General features: G+C 48.2%; 16 protein-coding genes. 7 read left to right on the top strand and 9 right to left on the bottom strand.

What is annotated here, in order from left to right:
* Window positions 1-80: 80 nt before the first annotated feature.
* The gene (locus A7983_RS07500; RefSeq protein WP_005976644.1) at window positions 81-1,550 is read right to left on the bottom strand and encodes a GGDEF domain-containing protein; all 1,470 of its coding nucleotides are present in this window, start codon (window positions 1,548-1,550) and stop codon (window positions 81-83) included.
* 196 nt (window positions 1,551-1,746) lie between these two features.
* Window positions 1,747-2,595 carry a WYL domain-containing protein gene (locus A7983_RS07495; RefSeq protein ID WP_456107103.1) on the bottom strand — a complete coding sequence of 283 codons (849 nt, stop codon included), beginning with the start codon at window positions 2,593-2,595 and terminating at the stop codon, window positions 1,747-1,749.
* Window positions 2,596-2,834: 239 nt separating this feature from the next.
* Here A7983_RS07495 and pgaA point away from each other — a divergent pair, with 239 nt between their 5' ends.
* From pgaA to pgaD, 4 genes are read left to right on the top strand one after another with little or no spacing between them, the layout of a single operon-like run.
* The gene (pgaA, locus tag A7983_RS07490; RefSeq protein ID WP_005976648.1) at window positions 2,835-5,297 is read left to right on the top strand and encodes a poly-beta-1,6 N-acetyl-D-glucosamine export porin PgaA; all 2,463 of its coding nucleotides are present in this window, start codon (window positions 2,835-2,837) and stop codon (window positions 5,295-5,297) included.
* A gap of 11 nt (window positions 5,298-5,308) precedes the next feature.
* Window positions 5,309-7,324, top strand: a complete 2,016-nt coding sequence (gene pgaB, locus A7983_RS07485; RefSeq protein WP_005976650.1) for a poly-beta-1,6-N-acetyl-D-glucosamine N-deacetylase PgaB — start codon at window positions 5,309-5,311, stop codon at window positions 7,322-7,324.
* A complete protein-coding gene (pgaC, locus tag A7983_RS07480; RefSeq protein ID WP_005976652.1) occupies window positions 7,321-8,649 on the top strand; it encodes a poly-beta-1,6-N-acetyl-D-glucosamine synthase in 1,329 nt (442 codons plus the stop codon). Before pgaB ends, pgaC begins: the two co-directional genes overlap by 4 nt.
* A gap of 3 nt (window positions 8,650-8,652) precedes the next feature.
* Window positions 8,653-9,075: a poly-beta-1,6-N-acetyl-D-glucosamine biosynthesis protein PgaD gene (pgaD, locus tag A7983_RS07475; RefSeq protein ID WP_005976654.1), complete on the top strand. Its 423-nt coding sequence runs from the start codon at window positions 8,653-8,655 to the stop codon at window positions 9,073-9,075.
* A 142-nt stretch (window positions 9,076-9,217) separates the two neighbouring features.
* Here pgaD and A7983_RS07470 read toward each other — a convergent pair whose 3' ends face one another.
* Window positions 9,218-9,622: a winged helix-turn-helix transcriptional regulator gene (locus tag A7983_RS07470; RefSeq protein WP_005976656.1), complete on the bottom strand. Its 405-nt coding sequence runs from the start codon at window positions 9,620-9,622 to the stop codon at window positions 9,218-9,220.
* Window positions 9,623-9,736: 114 nt separating this feature from the next.
* Here A7983_RS07470 and A7983_RS07465 point away from each other — a divergent pair, with 114 nt between their 5' ends.
* Window positions 9,737-10,588: an SDR family oxidoreductase gene (locus tag A7983_RS07465; RefSeq protein ID WP_005976657.1), complete on the top strand. Its 852-nt coding sequence runs from the start codon at window positions 9,737-9,739 to the stop codon at window positions 10,586-10,588.
* A gap of 85 nt (window positions 10,589-10,673) precedes the next feature.
* On the opposite strand, the gene A7983_RS07460 is transcribed toward A7983_RS07465, so the two are convergent.
* From A7983_RS07460 to rpmH, 6 genes are all read right to left on the bottom strand, one after another.
* Window positions 10,674-11,885: an acyltransferase family protein gene (locus tag A7983_RS07460; RefSeq protein ID WP_005976660.1), complete on the bottom strand. Its 1,212-nt coding sequence runs from the start codon at window positions 11,883-11,885 to the stop codon at window positions 10,674-10,676.
* 767 nt (window positions 11,886-12,652) lie between these two features.
* Window positions 12,653-14,017 carry a tRNA uridine-5-carboxymethylaminomethyl(34) synthesis GTPase MnmE gene (gene mnmE, locus A7983_RS07455; RefSeq protein ID WP_005976662.1) on the bottom strand — a complete coding sequence of 455 codons (1,365 nt, stop codon included), beginning with the start codon at window positions 14,015-14,017 and terminating at the stop codon, window positions 12,653-12,655.
* Window positions 14,018-14,146: 129 nt separating this feature from the next.
* On the bottom strand, window positions 14,147-15,778 hold the full coding sequence (gene yidC / locus A7983_RS07450) for a membrane protein insertase YidC (RefSeq protein WP_005976664.1): 1,632 nt from the start codon (window positions 15,776-15,778) through the stop codon (window positions 14,147-14,149).
* Between the two features lie 2 nt (window positions 15,779-15,780).
* Entirely contained in the window at window positions 15,781-16,038 is a 258-nt protein-coding gene (yidD, locus tag A7983_RS23190) for a membrane protein insertion efficiency factor YidD (protein ID WP_071531163.1), read from the bottom strand.
* Complete coding sequence (gene rnpA / locus A7983_RS23185; protein ID WP_071531164.1) at window positions 16,002-16,361, bottom strand: ribonuclease P protein component; 360 nt, start codon at window positions 16,359-16,361, stop codon at window positions 16,002-16,004. The genes yidD and rnpA overlap by 37 nt, the downstream gene beginning before the upstream one ends.
* A gap of 18 nt (window positions 16,362-16,379) precedes the next feature.
* The gene (rpmH, locus tag A7983_RS07440) at window positions 16,380-16,520 is read right to left on the bottom strand and encodes a 50S ribosomal protein L34 (protein WP_005976668.1); all 141 of its coding nucleotides are present in this window, start codon (window positions 16,518-16,520) and stop codon (window positions 16,380-16,382) included.
* A 673-nt stretch (window positions 16,521-17,193) separates the two neighbouring features.
* On the opposite strand from rpmH, the gene dnaA reads away from it, so the two are divergent.
* Complete coding sequence (gene dnaA / locus A7983_RS07435) at window positions 17,194-18,591, top strand: chromosomal replication initiator protein DnaA (RefSeq protein ID WP_005976670.1); 1,398 nt, start codon at window positions 17,194-17,196, stop codon at window positions 18,589-18,591.
* 4 nt (window positions 18,592-18,595) lie between these two features.
* The gene (gene dnaN, locus A7983_RS07430) at window positions 18,596-19,696 is read left to right on the top strand and encodes a DNA polymerase III subunit beta (protein WP_005976672.1); all 1,101 of its coding nucleotides are present in this window, start codon (window positions 18,596-18,598) and stop codon (window positions 19,694-19,696) included.
* The last annotated feature ends 43 nt before the right edge of the window (window positions 19,697-19,739 follow it).

Here is a 19,739-nt window from a genome sequence, read left to right as displayed (position 1 = left end):
TATCTTCGATTTTCGTTTTCATCTTCATCTGTAGGATAGCGCTACCCTTTTTAAAAAGGTATTTTAATCGGATGTTGATGTCATGAGATTAGTTTTTTTACCGAATTTATATTCGTGTCTGAATTTACGCGATTACGTCCTTGTTCTTTGGCTATGTACAATAATTTGTCGGCTTCTTTAAATGCGTTATGGAAATCTTCAATTTTTTCCAGATGAAAAAAACTTACACCTATACTGGTTGTGCATCGAACAACATGGCCATTTGAAATAGCTAATGAAGACCCTTCTATAATAGATCGTATTCTCTCTGCGATATCTAAGCAGTCATTTACTGAGAGGCCTTGCATTATTATTAAAAACTCTTCCCCTCCCCATCGGCATAGCAAGTCTTGAGGTCGGGTATATTGCTTAAGGGCTGTAGAAAACCCTCTGATGACATTATCGCCTATCGCATGTCCATAGGTGTCGTTAATTTTTTTAAAATGGTCAATATCAAGAACAAGTAGAGACATTATTTTATTCTCTCCATCACGCATGGAATTAATGATATTCATCATGTGTTGATTGAGTGAACGTCTATTTAACATGCCAGTTAGCGCATCATGGTTACTGATTAACTCTATTCTTTTTATGTTTTTTCTGTTTTTGTTAATAAAAAAAGAAGCGGTAAGTACGGTAATGATAATAACAGATGTATTGATTTTAAATAAGTAAGATAATTCGAGCAAATACTCTTTTTCTATTTTGTCATGAATGACTATTAATCTGTTTATATAAATGTAATTCAGTGCAATGCCAGTTGCAGCGCACATGATAATGATTTTGTTAAATGAGTGAGATAAAGAAAGGTAAAGTAATGGCAATATTGCCAATACACTTAGGGTGATATTTAAAGAAACGATGCAAAAAATAATAATGATAGAGTATAGTATAAAAAATGGTTTTTTGATGGTTTTTTTAATTGAATCCTTTGATATGTTAAGGATGTTTTTTACTTTCTTTGTTATGTTTAGAAATAAAAAAACGAAAATAATACCAGAGCTTAGTTCTTCACTAAACCACTTTCTTGAAAGAATAAAAACATTTTCATTAGTGGTTATTGCGGATAAATATAACCCATAAAATACCGCTGAAAAAATAGATCCTATAGAAATGGAAATAAATATAAAGAAAATATAGTTTTTACTTAATAGGCTATGCGACTTACCTCTTACCTTTAAAAGAGTTATTAATGTCATCCATGCGGTAATAAAAAAAACTGAGCTTACCGCGCAGTGAATGATTTTTTCAAAAAAAGATTGATTACTTTCAAGGTGAATTGCGGGTAGTAGCATGCCGAAAAAACCGACTATGCATAAAATAACACTATGCAATAATTTGTTTTTTGTGCTTTTATCTCGACTACGATAGCGTATAAGAAAGCAAAATAACAGAATGTCTGCTGGCCAGAATAGAGAGGTGTCATCAAGTAGCCTAAAAGACAAACCTAAGTAACTCATCATTAAGGTTGAACTGAAAATAATTAATAATTCATATGCGCGAATTTTCATTTTTTTTCCCGGTTAACCTATTTTACCCTGCGTCACTTTTGTAGCAGAATCATCATAAATTACTCTCTTATCTTACATCATTTTATGCATTTCTGACGCAAGGATGAAAAGTGAACTCAATATGTGAATTCACTTAATCATGGCCTTGTTCTGTCTTATCCCGATGAGACATTAATAGGAGTGGAAGGGGTGGGGATTACGCTCCCAGAAATACTTGAATATCCTCTTTATTCTTCAATATAAATAGCTGATCTTTATCATTATTTTCATTTATTAAACTGATGTGGAATCGGCTGAGCGTTTCATGTAAGCATGCCAGACGGCAGGATATATTCAACTCACCATGGGTCATACCATATTCCAGTTCTAACGCGCGCTGATGTGCCAGTGGTAGTTTATCGCTAGGGGCCAAAATTAACTGAAGATAGGTATGCCACGGATAATCGTTAGTGGGATCGACTGTCGAGGGCTCGATACCTTCAACGTTAAGGATTCGCGTAAGAATGAAGTCAGTAAACCGTTGCTCGATATGGCAGTAGGCACGCACTCGCCACCGTAATCCATCATTGCCTAAAGCGTGTGGGGAAATGAGCCGTGGCGAATTATCCATGGATGATGAGGATTGATAGCGGATGCTCACCGCCTTTTTTTCACGAATGGCCCTGACAATGACTTCAACAACCTGTTCATTGTAGGTGTTGAGCGGGACATGAATCCAACACACCTCTGGAGCAGACTCAATGAAGCTGGCGTCCGCTTCAAGGACACCCGTCTTCATTGCCAATAATTCCGCCAGATAGCGTTGGGCTGAATTCTGTGGGTAGACCGCAGAGAATGCTGGCGTAGCTGTGTAAGTTTTGGTGCGCCGATCGTAGATCAGATTATGGGGGGCGATCTCAAGATATTTAGCGATGTCGAGCGACGCCTGAGGGATCGATAGCCCAAAAAAAGACGTTAGATCTGTACGATTTATGTGCCCACTCCACCGTAACCGAAAGTCGATGAATTGAAGCCGACGCTCCAGCCCCCAACTGCGCCCTTTCACTGCTTGATCTGAACCTGTTACTGAAGTCTTAGTCATATGCGTATAAAAATTATATTGATAAAAAAACTATATGCATTATTATGCGCCAAACTGGCCTTAGCGTCTATCTCTGACTTTGAATCACGGGAGGGATAGCTGCATGCCGCGTTTAGACTCGATGAGAGGTGTTAAGTCATGAAACCAGCGTTCAACGATGTATTTGACCGTTATTCTGTCATCACTGGCGGGGAGATTCAGCGATGAGTGTTGTTCATTCTCATTCCAGCAGATTCAATCCAATATTATTTAACTTACTTAAATCATTCGTTTATTTTTCCATTTCTGTCGGTGTCGCGGCGGCAGAATCTCACTATGACACGTTAATTAGCACTGCCCGGCAGGGAGATATCTCCCCTGCGACATCATGGCTTGATGGGCAATCCAGAAATCGCGTACTGACCGCTGCCGAGGTGACCGACTGGCTGCTCATTAACGGTTGGGCGGGAAAGGATGCAGAAGTGATCCGGATTTGGAAAACCTATTCGCCAACGATGTCGCTGCCCGATCCGGCACTGAGAGCGGCGGCTAAGTCCTACCGTAATCTCCGTCAGTGGCAGTCGTCGGTGGAATTATGGCAGCGGGTTTTACAGCACACTCCACGGGATGATGATGCACGTAGTGGTTTGATACTGACCCTTGCCGATGCCGGGCAGACAAAAAGGTCGTTGGAACTTGCCACGTCTCGCGTTAAGCGCGAGCCAACGGCGCACCATTGGCGTGAATTAGCGTGGGTGCAGCGTATTGCGGGGAAACATACTGATTCCCTCTTTTCTATCATGCAAGCCATGCGCCATGCACCGCAGGATAAAACTCTGCTTTCTGATTACAGCGATATTCTTTCCCAGAATACGATTAGCGCCCCGGCGTTGAAAGCGTTGGAAGACGGCAAATTTCCTGTCTTCCAGACTGATGAAAGGCAACGCCCGCGAGAGCTGGAAGCGGCGGCGGAGTTGGTCCGTCTTGCGTTTATCACGTCCACAGCGGAAAACGAACGCTTCGTTATCGCGGATCGCGCTTTGGCCCGTTATGACAGCCTGATGAATCAATGGCGAACGCTTCCTTCGGCAAAAACCAGCTATCGCCACGCCCGAATTGATCGGCTAGGTGCGTTGCTCGTCCGCTATCGCATGGAAGAAATTATTTCGGAATACCAATCACTCCTCAAAGAGGGGGATATTCCCAGCTATGCGCGACGCTGGGTGGCTTCTGCCTATCTCTATTTGAAGCAGCCTGAAAAAGCAGAGCAGATTCTCCGTTCGGTAATACAAGAAGACCCTTCGCAACACTTTCAGATAATACGGAAAGGCGATTTTTTCTACAGCCTCCTGGAGGATGAGAAAGTTGAACAGGCCGTGCAGTTGTCAGTTCAGGCTGAAGAAAAAACGCCTTATAAGAAACAGGTTTATGGCTTGCCAACCTTCATACCTAACGACGATTGGGTTGACATCAAATACCTGCGAATACAGTCGCTGATTTCTCATAACGACCTTCCTGCGGCGCAACGGTTGGCGGAAAGTCTGGCTTTTAGTGGGCCAGGAAACCAAGCGCTGAGCATCAGCTTGGCCGGGGTTTATCTCAACAGAGGATGGCCGCGTCGTGCCGAAGTGCTATTAAAGCGAGTTGAGTTGTTGGAACCCAGATCGTTCCGATTGGAAACTTATCAAGGGCTCACGGCATTGGAATTGCAAGAGTGGCGTCAGCTTGATCAGTTGACCGACGATACGGTGGCTCGCTACCCGGATGATTTCTCTGTGAAACGATTAGCGCGTTTGCGTCAGGTTCATCACATGGCGGAGCTGCGTATTTCCGGCGTTCAGGGCCTCAAGTCTGACAGTCCAGTCAAGGGGATGAATGACACGGAGATTGATGCCGTGCTCTATAGCCCGCCGTTTTCCGACCATTGGCGAGTGTTCTCTGGGGGGGCTTTTAATCAAAGTGATTTCACTGAAGGACGGGCTATCCATCGCACTATTCGTGGCGGTGTGGAATTTACTAATCGCGACAATTGGGCTGAGGCTGAGTTTTCACACCGAAATTTTGGATTTGGCTCTGACATCGGTGCGCGTTTCTCCTATCGGCATGACATTAATGACGTTTGGCGTATCGGCCTTAATGCTGAGCGGCTAATGCGCAACACACCGCTACGGGCACTTAAGAATGGCGTAACGGCGAATGGCGGTGGGGGATATGTGCGTTGGCGGCAAAGTGAACGACGCTCATGGCAGGCAGATCTGTCGAGCGGCTGGTTCTCTGATGGCAACAGACGTCAGGAATACGCGCTGAGTGGGCAAGAGCGAGTCTTTTCATCTCCGTATTTAGCCCTGGATTTCACCCCGGCGATCGGTTTGGGGTCAAACAGCAAGCAGGCCGTTTCTTATTACAATCCGCAGAATTATGTGGCTGTGTTACCGGCCTTCACCCTCGATCACTTGCTTTACCGACATTACCAGACGGAGTGGCATCAAGAGATAAATGCTGGCGTAGGACGTTACTGGCAAAAAGGTGAATCCGCAGGGGCTATCACCACGCTCGGATACGGGCAAAGAGTCCGGTGGAATGACGTGCTGGATATGGGAGTGAGTGCCCAGTGGGATAAGCGGCCATACGACGGTAAGCGGGAGCAAAATTTGTCGTTGTCTTTTGATTTGAATTATCGGTTTTGAGGGGAAAGGTGATGTTATTTATACGATTACGAAATTTTGTGATGGTGCTTGGGGTGTTAATGATCGCCGCCTGCGCGCATCCCGTTGACGTGAAATATAGCTCGCCAGCAGAACGTCCTGTTTTAGTTAAGGAACTGCCGTGGAAAACTAATCAATATATTGTTATTGCCTATCACGATGTTGCGGATGAGGGGGCCGATCAACGTTTTATGGCGGTACGAACCAGTGCACTGAATGAACACTTTGTCTGGTTGAGGGAAAATGGTTACCACCCGGTATCCGTTGATGAGATTCTGGCTGCTGGCTCTGGGGGGAAACCGCTACCCGACAGAGCAGTGCTACTGACATTCGATGATGGTTATAGCAGTTTTTATCATCGCGTTTACCCTCTCTTGAAAGCCTATGGTTGGCCTGCGGTACTGGCACCCGTTGGGCGCTGGCTGGACACACCAGAAAACCAGCCGGTGGATTTTAGTGGCGTTCAAATCCCTCGCGATCATTTTCTTACCTGGCAGCAAGTCAGTGAAATGGCGCAATCTGGCCTGGTAGAAATTGGGGCGCATACCTATGACTTACATAAAGGGATCCAGGCAAACCCACAGGGGAATATGGAACCTGCCGCCGTCACTCGTCGCTATTTTCCAGAGAGTAAGCGATATGAAACGCGTGATGAGTATCGTCAACGTTTTGCGCATGATACGGATCTCATTACTCAAAGAATCGCTGACGCGACGGGGAAAAAGCCTCGCGTTTGGGTCTGGCCTTATGGTGCGGTAGGGGGGGATGCGCTAAACATTGTTAAGCAGCGCGGCTATCAGCTAGCGCTAACGCTTGGAAGTGGGCCTGCATCGGCTGACTCGCCGTATAACGTTCCTCGCATACTAATTAACAATAATCCAGATGTGCAACGGTTCGCGCTGTTGGTCAGCTATGCCCGCGAGCATGAGCGCATACGAGTGGCACATATCGATCTGGATTATGTTTATGACACCGATAAAGCTCAGCAGTCGCGTAATGTGGATGCATTAATTCAACGCATTGCCGACTTGCGTATTAATACCGTTTATCTTCAGGCTTTCTCCGACCCGAAGGGTGATGGCAATGTCCAGTCACTCTATTTTCCTAATCGCTGGATGCCTGTCCGAGAAGACTTATTCAATCATGTGGCCTGGCAGCTAGCCTCGCGGGCGCTTGTTCGCGTTTACGCCTGGATGCCGGTGTTGGCTTTTGATATGGATGATAAGACGTTGCAACGCGTTGAGCGGATCGATAGTGAGAGCGAGCAACGCAGTATCAACCCGAGTCAATATAGGCGTTTATCGTTATGGGATTCGAAAGCCAGGAGTCGAATTCTTGATATTTATGAGGATCTTTCCGCCTACACCATGTTTGGTGGCATTTTATTCCATGACGATGCTGTACTTGCAGAGGATGAAGATGCAAGCCATCAGGCTATACAGGCATACCAAGAGGCCGGATTCCCCGACACGATTGCCAACATTCGTCGAGACCCCCAGCTTACGGCACGCTGGACGCGGTTTAAAAGTAAAGCGTTAACGGACTTTACGCTTGAGCTGGCCGCTCGAGTGCATGAGATCCGAGGCCCGCAAGTCCAGACCGCGCGCAACATTTTCGCGCTCCCCATTATTGAGCCAGAGAGTGAAGCATGGTTCTCCCAAAATCTGGATGACTTCCTTGCCGCTTATGATTGGGTTGCCCCCATGGCGATGCCATTGATGGAAAACATCGCGCCCAGGGACAGCAATGTGTGGTTGGAAAAGTTGGTACAAGAAGTGGCCCGCCGCCCCGGCGCGCTGAATAAAACGGTATTTGAACTTCAGGCAAGGGAGTGGCGCGTCCCAGGAGAACTGTGGTTAGACACTACGCAATTGGTTAAATGGATGACCGTGTTGCAACTGAACGGTGCGCAAAATTACGGTTATTATCCGGATGATTTCCTTAATAATTCTCCTGAATTAGAGAGCATCCGCCCCATGATTTCATCAGAATGGTACCCACTGCCATGATAGAGCGAATTTTAGCTTTCTTAATCTTATGTCTGATGCTCGGTATCCCTTTTGGTGTGATGTTCTCTTTTACGGGGGATGTCATTCTAAACTTTACCTTTTTCTGGCCTTTGTTTATGTCTGGGCTATGGATAACGGGTGGGCTGTATTTCTGGTTTCACCATGAACGCCATTGGCGCTGGGGAGAGGGGGTGATACCCGATGAGCCAGCCGGACGTCCGTTAGTTTCTATCTTGATCCCCTGTTATAACGAGGGGCCTAACGTGTGCGAAACGATTGAAGCGGCATTAGCACAACGTTATACCCATATCGAGGTGATAGCGGTGAATGACGGCTCTAATGATGATACGGGAGAGGTGCTCGATCGGTTGGCGGATCAATATGACAAACTGCGAGTCATTCATCTTGCGCATAATCAGGGCAAAGCGTTGGCGCTGCAAACCGCGTGTGTAGCGGCCCAGAGCGATCTGCTGGTGTGTGTTGATGGCGATGCGCTTCTCGATCCCGATGCTGTCGCCTACTTGGTTAACCCATTAATCAATAACCCACGGGTCGGTGCAGTAACGGGAAACCCAAGGATAAGGACGCGCTCGACGCTGGTTGGCCGTATTCAGGTTGGCGAATTCTCCTCAATTATTGGTTTAATCAAACGTACACAGCGGGTTTACGGCAAAGTTTTCACGGTTTCTGGCGTCATCGCTGCTTTTCGTCGCAGTGCACTAGCAGAGGTTGGCTACTGGAGTACCGATATGATCACGGAAGATATTGATATCAGTTGGAAGCTGCAATTGCGCCATTGGACGATATTTTTTGAGCCAAGAGCGCTGTGTTGGATTCTGATGCCAGAAAAGCTCTCTGGCTTATGGAAGCAACGGCTGCGCTGGGCGCAAGGCGGTGCGGAAGTCTTTTTAAAAAACTTCCGTCATCTATGGTCATGGCGCTATCGCCGAATGTGGCCGTTGTTCCTCGAATATTCTATTTCAATATTATGGGCCTTCACCTATGCCATGAGTGTCTTATTGTATTTATTAGGTTTTTTAATAGAACTGCCTGATGGCATTCGGGTGGAAACGCTCTTTCCTCCCGCATTTACCGGCATGATGATCGGGGTTGTCTGTTTAATCCAGTTTGCGGTCAGTATGTTGATCGAACGACGTTATGAGAAAGACATTGGTAAATATCTGTTCTGGGTGATCTGGTATCCAATGGTGTATTGGACGTTGAGCCTTCTTACCAGCCTGGTCAGTTTTCCCAAAGTCATGCTACGTTCCCGTAAAAAACGCGCGCGTTGGGAAAGCCCCGATCGTGGTATTGAAAGAGGATAAATTATGCACTCACCTTTAATCATTTCTGAAAGACGTTGGTTGCCGCTCTTTATCGATTCTTTTCTGACGCTATGTGGATGGGGGATCTTTATTTGGTTGTTTTTCGAGGTGTTTATCGACACTTTCTTGAATAACGCTGCTCCCGAAGGGTCTTTCTTTACCTCAGAGGGTTGGGTGATCTCGATACATTTATGCATATTCCTGGTAAACGCATCGCTCTTAATTGCTTGGGGAAAACTGGAACAATATCGCTATCGTTCCAGAACAGAGCAAAGAACGCGTGCTGATGCACTTGATACCAAGCACGTTGCCAGAAGTTTTTCTTTACCGGATGGACTCGTTCAGGAATTGCATCGTAATAAGATCCAGCGTGTTTGGCATAATGATCATGGAACAATTATTGGTATCGACAGCTTATCGTCGTGACTGAATACACATGTTAGTTTTATGGCGGTTGATGACGAGAGCGGGAAAGCGCTTCTCTCTGATATCACCGCCTGTTTCTCAAACTCGGCGCTTCCTAGGCAAGAATGGTGGCTAAGGAAGCGCGCTGTTTAGCTGACAGTGGTTAACCTGACTGTTTTTCAACAAATGGTTGTGCTGCCAGAATGTCACCCAGATTCCCTTCAATCCACACCGCCAATTCTTTCACCCGCTTGCCAACCTCTTTGCCTAATGGCGTCAGGCTGTATTCCACATGTGGCGGGACAACCGGATAGGCTGTTCGCAGGACAAAACCATCACTTTCCAGCCATTGCAGGGTCTGTGCCAGCATGCGTTCACTCACGCCACCAATTCGTCGACGCAGTTGACTGAAGCGATGCGTATCATCAAGTAATGCAATGAGGATCAGTACACCCCAGCGGCTGGTTACGTGGTTAAGTATCTGGCGAGACGGGCATTTCTCGGCTAAGACATTGCCGGTTGGCAGAAGTGGGGGCAATAAATCTATCGGCGTTGAGTGTTGACTCACTATACTTACCTTTGTGTATGTACTTACTTAAAGTTAGTTTTGCCGATATTATGCCAGTCAGTTCTTGTTAATAAAAGACGGTTAATCAAAGACAGTTAATAAAAGGAGCTTGAGATGATTGCGATTACTGGTGCATCTGGCCAACTGGGCCGTTTAGTCATTGCACAACTGTTAGAGAAGGTTCCGGCGAGCGACATTGTGGCGCTGGTGCGTGATGTGAATAAAGTTGCCGATCTGTCTGCAAAAGGTGTGCAGGTGAAAGCGGCAGATTACAACCAGCCAGAGGCACTGGCTTCTGCGCTGCAAGGTGTGGATAACGTGCTGTTGATCTCCTCCAGTGAAGTGGGGCAACGTGCGGAGCAACATCGCAATGTGATCGAAGCCGCCGCGAAAGCTGGGGTAAAATTACTGGCCTACACCAGCTTATTGCACGCGGATAAATCGCCGTTAGCGCTGGCGGAAGAACACCGCCAAACCGAAGCGTTGCTGAAAAATTCTGGTTTACCGCATGTCCTGCTGCGTAACGGCTGGTATACCGAGAACTATGCGGCCAGCATCCCTGCGGCGTTGGAGCATGGCGTATTTATCGGCAGTGCGGGCGAAGGAAAAATTACGTCTGCAACCCGTGAAGATTTCGCTGCCGCCGCCGTTGCGGTACTGACGCAGGAAGGGCAAGCCGGCAAAGTTTACGAACTGGCCGGTGATGAGCCTTACACGTTGGCGGAATTGGCTGCGGAGATTAGCAAACAGTCTGGTAAATCTATCGGTTATCAAAACCTGTCTGAAGCGGAGTTCACTGCTGCGCTGGTTTCCGCTGGGCTACCTGATGTTTTCGCGCAGATTATTGCGGATTCAGACGTCGGTGCATCCAAAGGCGGTCTGTTTGATGATGGTAAACAACTAAGCCGTCTGATTGGTCGCCCAACGACGCCGCTGTCAGCGGTAGTGAAAGCGACGTTGAAATAAGTATCACGCTAGGCTCAGCATCAATGCTGAGCCTAGCGCATTTCCCTGTCAGAATATGCCCATCCTTAGTCGCACCTTTTGCTTATCAAGATGTTGGGGTGCTTTCTTGCACTTGATTGCTCACGCTTTGTTTCTTTTTGGCCGTCAGTAAATTGCCTACAGGCTGTTCAATGAATTGATAAAGCAACCAGCCAGCGATAAGGCTAACCGCTCCAGCGGCGATGATCAGCAGCCCTGCGTCTATCACATTGTATTGATTGCCATCAGTCCATTCATTTAGCAAGCGCAGTACCAAGAAATGAATCAGGTAAAAGCAGAAAGAAATGCTTCCTAACCATTGCATTGATTTCGCATGTAAAAATGAGCGCTTCTCCTGTAGGTCATTCACCGCAAGTGAGCCTATCAAGAATGTCAGCGGAATAAGCGTAATCAAATTAAAGCTAAGCAGGAATGGCATAAAAAGATCAATACAATATGTCAATGCGGTCAGTATTATGCTGGTGGTAACTGAAACGGGTATCCACTTCCCTTCCTGGATAATACGTGACAGTAACATACCAATAGTGAATTCAAAAATACGTGTTGGCGGGAAGGTATAGGAAAGCCACCATTGGATTTCACCAACGACGTGAGGCCAACCTTCAATCACCGGAACGGTGGGTAATAACGTATAGATTGCACCATTAACCGCGATTAAGGCGATATAGCATAATATTACGGACGTCCATAAAGATTCAGTCGGTATTTTTTTGACGATCTTGAGTAAGAATGGATAAATAATATAAAGAAAAACAATAACAGATAGGAACCAACTAGGGACATTTCCGCCAATATAAATATCACCTTGCGGTATCCATGTCTGTATCAATAATAAATTGGGTAACCAGACATCAACACGCCCAACACTTATTATTCCAGTAAAAATAAGTAGTATAATAATAAATATATTTACAGGGTATACCTTCGCGAATCGTTTCCTATAGAATTGAAGCGGGCTGCTAACTGATGGCGTTGACCAGTTCATGACAAAACCGCTCAGGATAAAAAAGAACGATACACTTACCCACCCAGCCTTACTGAGGATAAAAATGTAGGCTGCACCGATAGCGTCATCTGAGAACAGGTTTAACATATTCCCGCTCGATGTGTGAAAGAGATACACAAGAAGGGCAGCAATAATTCGAGTGCCGTTTAGAGAGGGTAAATTAGGTAGATACCCTTTGGGTGTTCTCTTTATAATAATATTATTCTGGTAATGGTGTGAATTATCCTTTTTTACGATGAGGTTACTATCCATTTATTGTCTCCTATTTAAACGCGATGCGAAAAATGAGGAAAGACATCTATCATAAATATATAAATAGGAAGCTATCTATATGTTAAAATGATTCTTTAAAATGACAAATGTAATAGTGAGAGGGCTAATTTTCCCATCTCTATCTTATTGTTGTGAATTATTTTATTGGAAAGAAAAATTAATTCTTGATTTAGTAATAACACAATAACTTTTTTTTTACAAAATGGTTTTTCAGATGACGTTTTACATATTTTTATTTAACCATCGCTTATCTATGATTTTCTTCTATGTTTTCAACATCTCCCTTTATCTGGTTCAATGTACCCTGCACAGAATGACTACACTGGATATCGACGTGTAACGGGCGAAAATATTGCCGCGTGGTTTTTACGCGCTATAGCAGATAAATCTAATGTCTATAGCGTGTCATGTTTATCCTACGGTCTTGATTCCACTAAGCTGGAAACCTTCTTTAAAATCCTGTCGGCATTGAATTTGGAACTTCGGTTTCTCCCAGAAATGCAAAGGTAACTGATAACGACGCCTTCTACTGCATCATCCTGGAAGGAAGAATGGTAATGACTGCGCTCGATGTTTACATGAACGGCTATCGGGAGGGGATTCCACCCAGCCGTTTGATCTGCTAGCTAAGGTGGGATAGGACAGTGTCGGGGCATTGCAACGGATACCGCAGGGCACACCCGTTCACGGTATAAAACAGATCGAATACAGAACCTTATCCGAGCAACAACGGTGTGTTGGGATCGCTACTTGCCAATACAAAAACTCGAAAAAATGCGGCCTAATAGGTCGTCAGAGGTGAATTCACCGGTGATTTCACTCAGTGCCTGCTGTGCCAGCCGCAGTTCTTCTGCCAGTAGTTCGCCAGCGTAGGCGCTCACCAACTGCTCTTTGCCCTGGATCAGATGCTGTGCTGCGAGTTCCAATGCTTGCAGATGACGGCGGCGTGCTAGGAAACCGCCTTCTGTGCTGCTGGTGAACCCCATGCTTTGCTTGAGATGGTCGCGCAGTGTGTCCACACCTTCACCCGTGCGGGCGGAAAGACGGATAAGTGAGTGAGTGTTCACATCTTTGATGCCAAGCGTTTCACCCGTCACGTCTGCTTTGTTGCGCACCACGGTAATCGGCAGCGTTTTTGGCAGGCGTGCCATAAATTCGGGCCAAATTTGCTCAGGCTCGGTCGCCTGCGTGGTGGTGCCGTCTACCATGAACAGCACACGATCGGCCTGTTCAATTTCCTGCCAGGCTCGCTCAATACCAATGCGTTCGACCTCGTCGCTGGCATCACGTAGTCCGGCAGTGTCGATGATATGCAGCGGCATACCATCGATATGGATGTGTTCACGCAATACGTCACGCGTGGTTCCTGCGATATCCGTCACAATCGCCGCTTCACGACCGGCTAACGCATTGAGTAAGCTGGATTTACCCGCATTAGGGCGACCCGCAATCACCACCTTCATCCCTTCACGCAGCAGGCTACCCTGATGCGCTTCGGCTCGGACGGCACCCAAATCGGCCATCACACCATTTAGCTGCACTTCAATTTTGCCATCGGAGAGAAAGTCGATCTCTTCGTCTGGGAAGTCGATGGCAGCCTCGACGTAGATTCGCAGGTGAGTAAGTGCTTCCACCAACTGATTTATACGGGTAGAAAATACGCCTTGTAGGGAGTTCAGCGCTGAGCGAGCGGCCTGTTCCGAGCTGGCGTCAATCAGGTCTGCGATGGCTTCTGCCTGCGCGAGATCGAGCTTGTCGTTCAGGAAGGCACGTTCAGAGAATTCGCCGGGACGCGCAATGCGCACGTTGGGCAGGGTCAGAATGCGTTGCAGGAGCAAATCAAGAATAACCGGGCCGCCGTGACCCTGAAGTTCCAGCACATCTTCACCGGTAAAGGAATTCGGGCCAGGGAACCAGAGGGCGATGCCCTGATCGAGCGTGGTGCCGTTGCTATCACGGAACGGCAAATAGTCGGCGTGACGAGGCTTGGGAAGCTTACCCAGAACGGCATGTGCTACTTCTGCGGCTGCCTGCCCTGAAACACGTAAAATACCCACACCTCCGCGTCCCGGTGGCGTGGCTTGGGCGACGATGGTATCGATATTACTCATGATGTTCTCTCTGCGTTGATGCCTGTCTGTCAGGCTATTTTACGTATCGTTAGGGGATAAAACAGCTTATAAAAAAATAAGGCGGTCAATGACCGCCTTACTCTTTCTATCGGCTAGCTATCAACCGGATTATTTTTTCTCGCGGCTATGCAGGCCACGTTTTTCCAGACCGCGGTAGATCAACTGCTGCTGGAGAATGGTAACCATGTTGCTGACGATGTAGTACATAACCAGACCTGACGGGAACCACAGGAAGAAGACGGTAAAGATGACCGGCATGTAAGTCATGATCTTCTGCTGCATTGGGTCGGTCACGGTGGTTGGTGACATCTTCTGGATGAAGAACATCGTCACGCCCATCAGGATCGGCAGAATGTAGTACGGGTCTTGTGCAGACAGGTCATGAATCCACAGCGCGAACGGCGCATGGCGCAGCTCTACGGAACCCATCAGCATGTAATACAGCGCCAGGAAGATTGGCATCTGAATCACCAGCGGCAAGCAGCCGCCCAGCGGGTTCACTTTCTCTGACTTGTACAGCGCCATCATTTCCTGACTCATGCGCTGTTTGTCATCACCAATACGCTCACGCATCGCCTGCAATTTAGGTTGCAGTAAGCGCATTTTCGCCATAGAAGTGTATTGCGCTTTCGTCAGCGGATACATCACACCGCGCACGATAAAGGTAATGGCAATGATGGAGAAGCCCCAGTTACCGATAAAACCGTGCAGGAATTTCAGCAGTTTAAACAGCGGCTGAGAAATAAACCACAGCCAGCCGTAATCCACCGTCAGATCCAGATGCGGTGCGACAGCCGCCATCTTGTCCTGAATTTCCGGACCGACCCACAGGGTAGCGTTCAGATTTTGCTGACTGCCAGCAGCAACCACAACCGGGGTAGCCTTGAAGCCAATCGCGGCCTGACCGTTGTCCTTACTGGTAAAGAACGTATTCGCGCCTGCCGTCGTCGGGATCCATGCGGTTGCGAAGTACTGTTGCAGCATCGCCACCCAGCCACTGTTCGTGGTGATGTTCAGGCCTTCGTCCATATCGCTGAAGCTGTACTTTTTGTACTTGTCTTCACTGGAAGAGAACGCCGCGCCACGGTAGGTGTGCAGAGCAAAGTTGCTGCTGCCGGTGTCGCGGTGCTTAGGCAAGTCGATGGACTGTTTTAACTGACCGTACAGCGTGATTTCCAGAGGCTGAGCGCTGGTGTTGTTGACGCTATAGTCAACGTTCAGTGCATAGTCGCCACGTTTCAGAACAAACGTTTTGGTGTAGATTACGCCGTCCGCTGCGGTGTACGTCATCGGAATGCGCAGTTCGCTCTGGCCATCTGCCAGCTCGAAGCTATCTTGTGTGGCAGTAAACAGCGGACGTGGGCCGTTAGCCGGGTTATCTGGGCCGTTTTTGCCGGTCAAACCGCTCTGAGCCTGATAAACAAACGCTGGTGTGGTTTCCAGCAGATGGAAAGCTTTATCTGAACCCAATGTGTCCGGGTAAGCCAGCAGATGCGCTTGTTCGACATCGCCGCCACGCGTGTTGATGGTCAGCGACAGCACATCGGTTTTCACCGTGATCAGTTTGCCTTGACCGCTAGCGGGTACGCCCTGGTTGGTAGCATCACCGGTCACTGCGTTCGTCGCCTGCTGTATGGCCTGCGTGGTTGCTGGCGGATTTTTATCCGTTTCCCAAGCCTGCCAAAGCATAAAGGTTACGAATAGCAGAGCGATGAGAAGAAGATTGCGTTGCGAATCCATCGTTAATGTTCTCTGTTATTGTCGGTTTTTGGCGGTACGGGATCATCACCACCAGGGTTCAAAGGATGGCATTTTAATACGCGTTTAAGCGTCAACCAACAGCCTTTTATCATGCCGAACCTGCGTATTGCTTCAATACCGTATTGCGAACACGTTGGCCGGAACCGGCAATGTGGTCCGAGTAACGGGCTGATAACGAGTTGATAACCGCGTATCAACCCGATCAGCAGTCGGGAGCCAAACGACAGTGTCGACGCCATAGTTTTTCCAATGCTTCCGTCAGAGTGCGGTTATCCAGTTCAGACACCCCCTTTTTCACGAGCACCACAAAATCCATTGAAGGCAATGAATGTTGATGCAGGCGAAAGCTTTCGCGCGTCAGGCGTTTAATCCGATTGCGTTCATGAGCACGTTTTACATGCTTTTTGGCGACGGTAAGACCGATGCGGGGATGCCCCAGCGAGTTCAGGCGGCCGAGGATGGTAATTTGCGGCGTGCCAGCCCGTTGCGGCTGCTGGAAGACGAAAGTGAAATGACTGGGAGTTAACAAACGTAACTCCCTGGGAAATGCTAGCTTAACCACTCGGTGGGTTAGCTTTTATTACTTAGAAACAGACAGACGAGTACGGCCTTTCGCACGACGGCGGGCCAGAACTTGACGACCATTTTTGGTGGCCATACGAGCACGGAAACCATGGCTACGGTTACGCTTCAATACGGACGGTTGGAAAGTGCGTTTCATGGCGATTTCTACCTAAACTTGGAAAATTATAACTTCACAGTAAACGCGTTTGGCTGTTCGGCGTGAAAATGACCGACGCCTCAATCGCATATCACAGCTATATAACGGAAAGAGGCAGGATTGTAATAATTGTACAGTCCTGAGTCAATTAACATCACACTTAACACGCCAGCCATTCCCAGTATTTTTGGAATTTCTGTCTGCCAGAGCACAGAAACGGCGTAGACGCGCGGGCAGGGAATTATACGGACTCTATTGTAAAGTGCAAGGATCGTCCAACGATCTGTTCCGCAAGATCATGATCGATATCACCGTAACGATCGTGTCTCCAAGGGTATGCTTGGATGCTCTTTATAGAGGGCGAGTAAAAGGCGCACTAGCCGCCCTTCTGGCGTGTTGTGGGGAGTCGCGATAAGAATAGCCTGTGGATAAAAAGGATCGAAACTGTGCAGAAGGGGAAGATCTCTTTGCCGGATTAGGTTATGATCCACGGTTCCATTAGCGATCCTTTTGACGGGATCGTCGGAATAAATCGCCACGCTGCGTGGTGTGTCTGCTGTCTGCATTGTAAATGAAGCAATCGTGGATGACGCAGGTGCCAAAAAATCATGAGTCACATAAATAACGTCTTATTCTTTTCTTTTTGATCGTTCTTGTTCGAGTGGAGTCCGCCGTGTCACTTTCGCTTTGGCAGCAGTGTCTTGCCCGTTTGCAGGATGAGTTACCTGCCACAGAATTCAGTATGTGGATACGCCCGTTGCAGGCGGAGCTGGGTGATAACACTCTGGCGCTCTACGCCCCCAACCGCTTTGTGCTGGATTGGGTTCGTGATAAATATTTAAATAATATCAATATCCTGCTGAATGATTTTTGCGGGATGGATGCCCCTTTACTGCGTTTTGAAGTGGGGAGTAAACCACTGGTTCAGGCTGTCAGCCAGCCCGCGCAGTCGCACCACAATCCTGTCAGCGTTGCGCGGCAACAGCCAGTCCGCGCGGCACCGGTACGTCCAAGCTGGGATAACTCGCCAGTACAGGCAGAGCATACCTACCGTTCCAATGTGAACCCGAAACATACGTTTGATAACTTCGTTGAGGGTAAATCGAACCAGTTAGCCCGCGCAGCAGCACGTCAGGTGGCTGACAACCCAGGTGGTGCGTATAACCCGTTGTTCCTTTATGGCGGCACTGGCTTGGGTAAAACGCACTTATTGCACGCGGTGGGGAATGGCATCATTGCCCGCAAACCTAACGCGAAGGTGGTCTACATGCACTCCGAGCGTTTCGTGCAGGATATGGTGAAAGCGTTGCAGAACAATGCGATTGAAGAGTTTAAACGCTACTACCGCTCTGTTGACGCGTTGCTGATCGATGATATTCAATTCTTTGCTAATAAAGAGCGTTCGCAGGAAGAGTTCTTTCATACCTTCAACGCGCTGCTGGAAGGCAACCAGCAAATCATCCTGACGTCTGACCGCTACCCGAAAGAGATCAACGGCGTGGAAGATCGCCTGAAATCCCGCTTCGGTTGGGGGTTAACGGTCGCGATTGAACCGCCAGAGTTGGAAACCCGCGTGGCGATCCTGATGAAAAAGGCAGATGAAAATGACATTCGCCTGCCTGGTGAAGTCGCATTCTTTATTGCCAAACGCCTGCGTTCTAATGTGCGTGAGCTGGAAGGCGCACTGAACCGTGTTATCGCGAATGCCAATTTTACTGGCCGCTCGATCACCATCGATTTTGTGCGTGAGGCGCTGCGCGATCTGCTGGCGTTGCAGGAAAAACTGGTTACTATCGACAATATTCAAAAGACCGTGGCCGAATACTATAAAATCAAGGTAGCCGACCTACTGTCTAAACGTCGTTCCCGCTCGGTGGCGCGTCCGCGCCAGATGGCGATGGCGTTGGCGAAAGAACTGACGAATCACAGCCTGCCGGAAATCGGCGATGCCTTTGGCGGGCGAGATCATACGACGGTATTGCATGCCTGCAGGAAAATTGAGCAGTTGCGTGAAGAAAGCCACGACATCAAAGAAGATTTTTCCAATTTAATCAGAACACTATCGTCATAACACTATGAAATTTATTGTTGAACGCGAACGTCTGTTAAAGCCATTACAACAGGTCAGCAGCCCGCTGGGTGGTCGACCGACTTTACCGATTCTGGGCAACTTGCTGATTCAGGTGACGGAAGGCGCGTTGTCGCTAACCGGTACCGATCTGGAAATGGAGATGGTGGCGAAAGTGGCGCTGACGCAGCCGCATGAGCCGGGTGCTACGACCGTTCCTGCCCGTAAACTGTTTGATATTTGCCGGGGCCTGCCAGAAGGCGCAGAGATCACCATCATGCTGGATGGCGATCGTATGCTGGTGCGCTCTGGGCGCAGCCGCTTCTCGCTGTCCACGTTACCTGCGGCAGATTTTCCTAATCTGGACGACTGGCAGAGCGAGGTTGAATTTTCTCTGCCACAGGCGACGATGAAGCGTTTGATCGAAGCGACGCAGTTTTCGATGGCGCATCAGGACGTTCGCTACTACCTCAACGGCATGCTGTTTGAAACCGAAGGCGAAGAGCTGCGCACGGTTGCGACCGATGGTCACCGTCTGGCGGTTTGTTCGATGCCGGTTGGGCAATCTTTGCCCTCACATTCAGTGATTGTGCCGCGTAAAGGCGTCATGGAGTTGGTGCGTTTGCTGGATGGTGGTGATACGCCGCTGCAACTGCAAATTGGCAGCAACAATATTCGTGCGCATGTTGGTGACTTTATTTTCACGTCGAAGCTGGTGGATGGTCGCTTCCCGGATTATCGCCGCGTATTGCCGAAGAACCCGGATAAAACGCTGGAAGCCAGTTGCGACCTGCTCAAGCAGGCGTTCTCCCGTGCAGCGATTTTGTCGAATGAAAAATTCCGCGGCGTTCGCCTGCATCTGATTCAGAATCAGCTCAAAATCACCGCTAACAACCCAGAGCAGGAAGAAGCGGAAGAGATTCTGGATGTGCAGTATGACGGCACCGAGATGGAGATCGGCTTTAACGTTAGCTACGTACTGGATGTGCTGAACGCGCTGAAGTGCGAAGGTGTGCGTTTGTTGCTGACCGATTCCGTTTCCAGCGTGCAGATCGAAGATAGCGCCAGCCGAGCGGCGGCTTATGTTGTCATGCCAATGCGGTTGTAGAATTATCGGGCAAGTTTACTTGCCCTCCCATATAAGATATCTG

This window comes from Pectobacterium wasabiae CFBP 3304 (assembly GCF_001742185.1).
Classification (GTDB): Bacteria; Pseudomonadota; Gammaproteobacteria; order Enterobacterales; family Enterobacteriaceae; genus Pectobacterium; species Pectobacterium wasabiae.
This window is presented reverse-complemented; position numbering and strand designations above follow the sequence as displayed.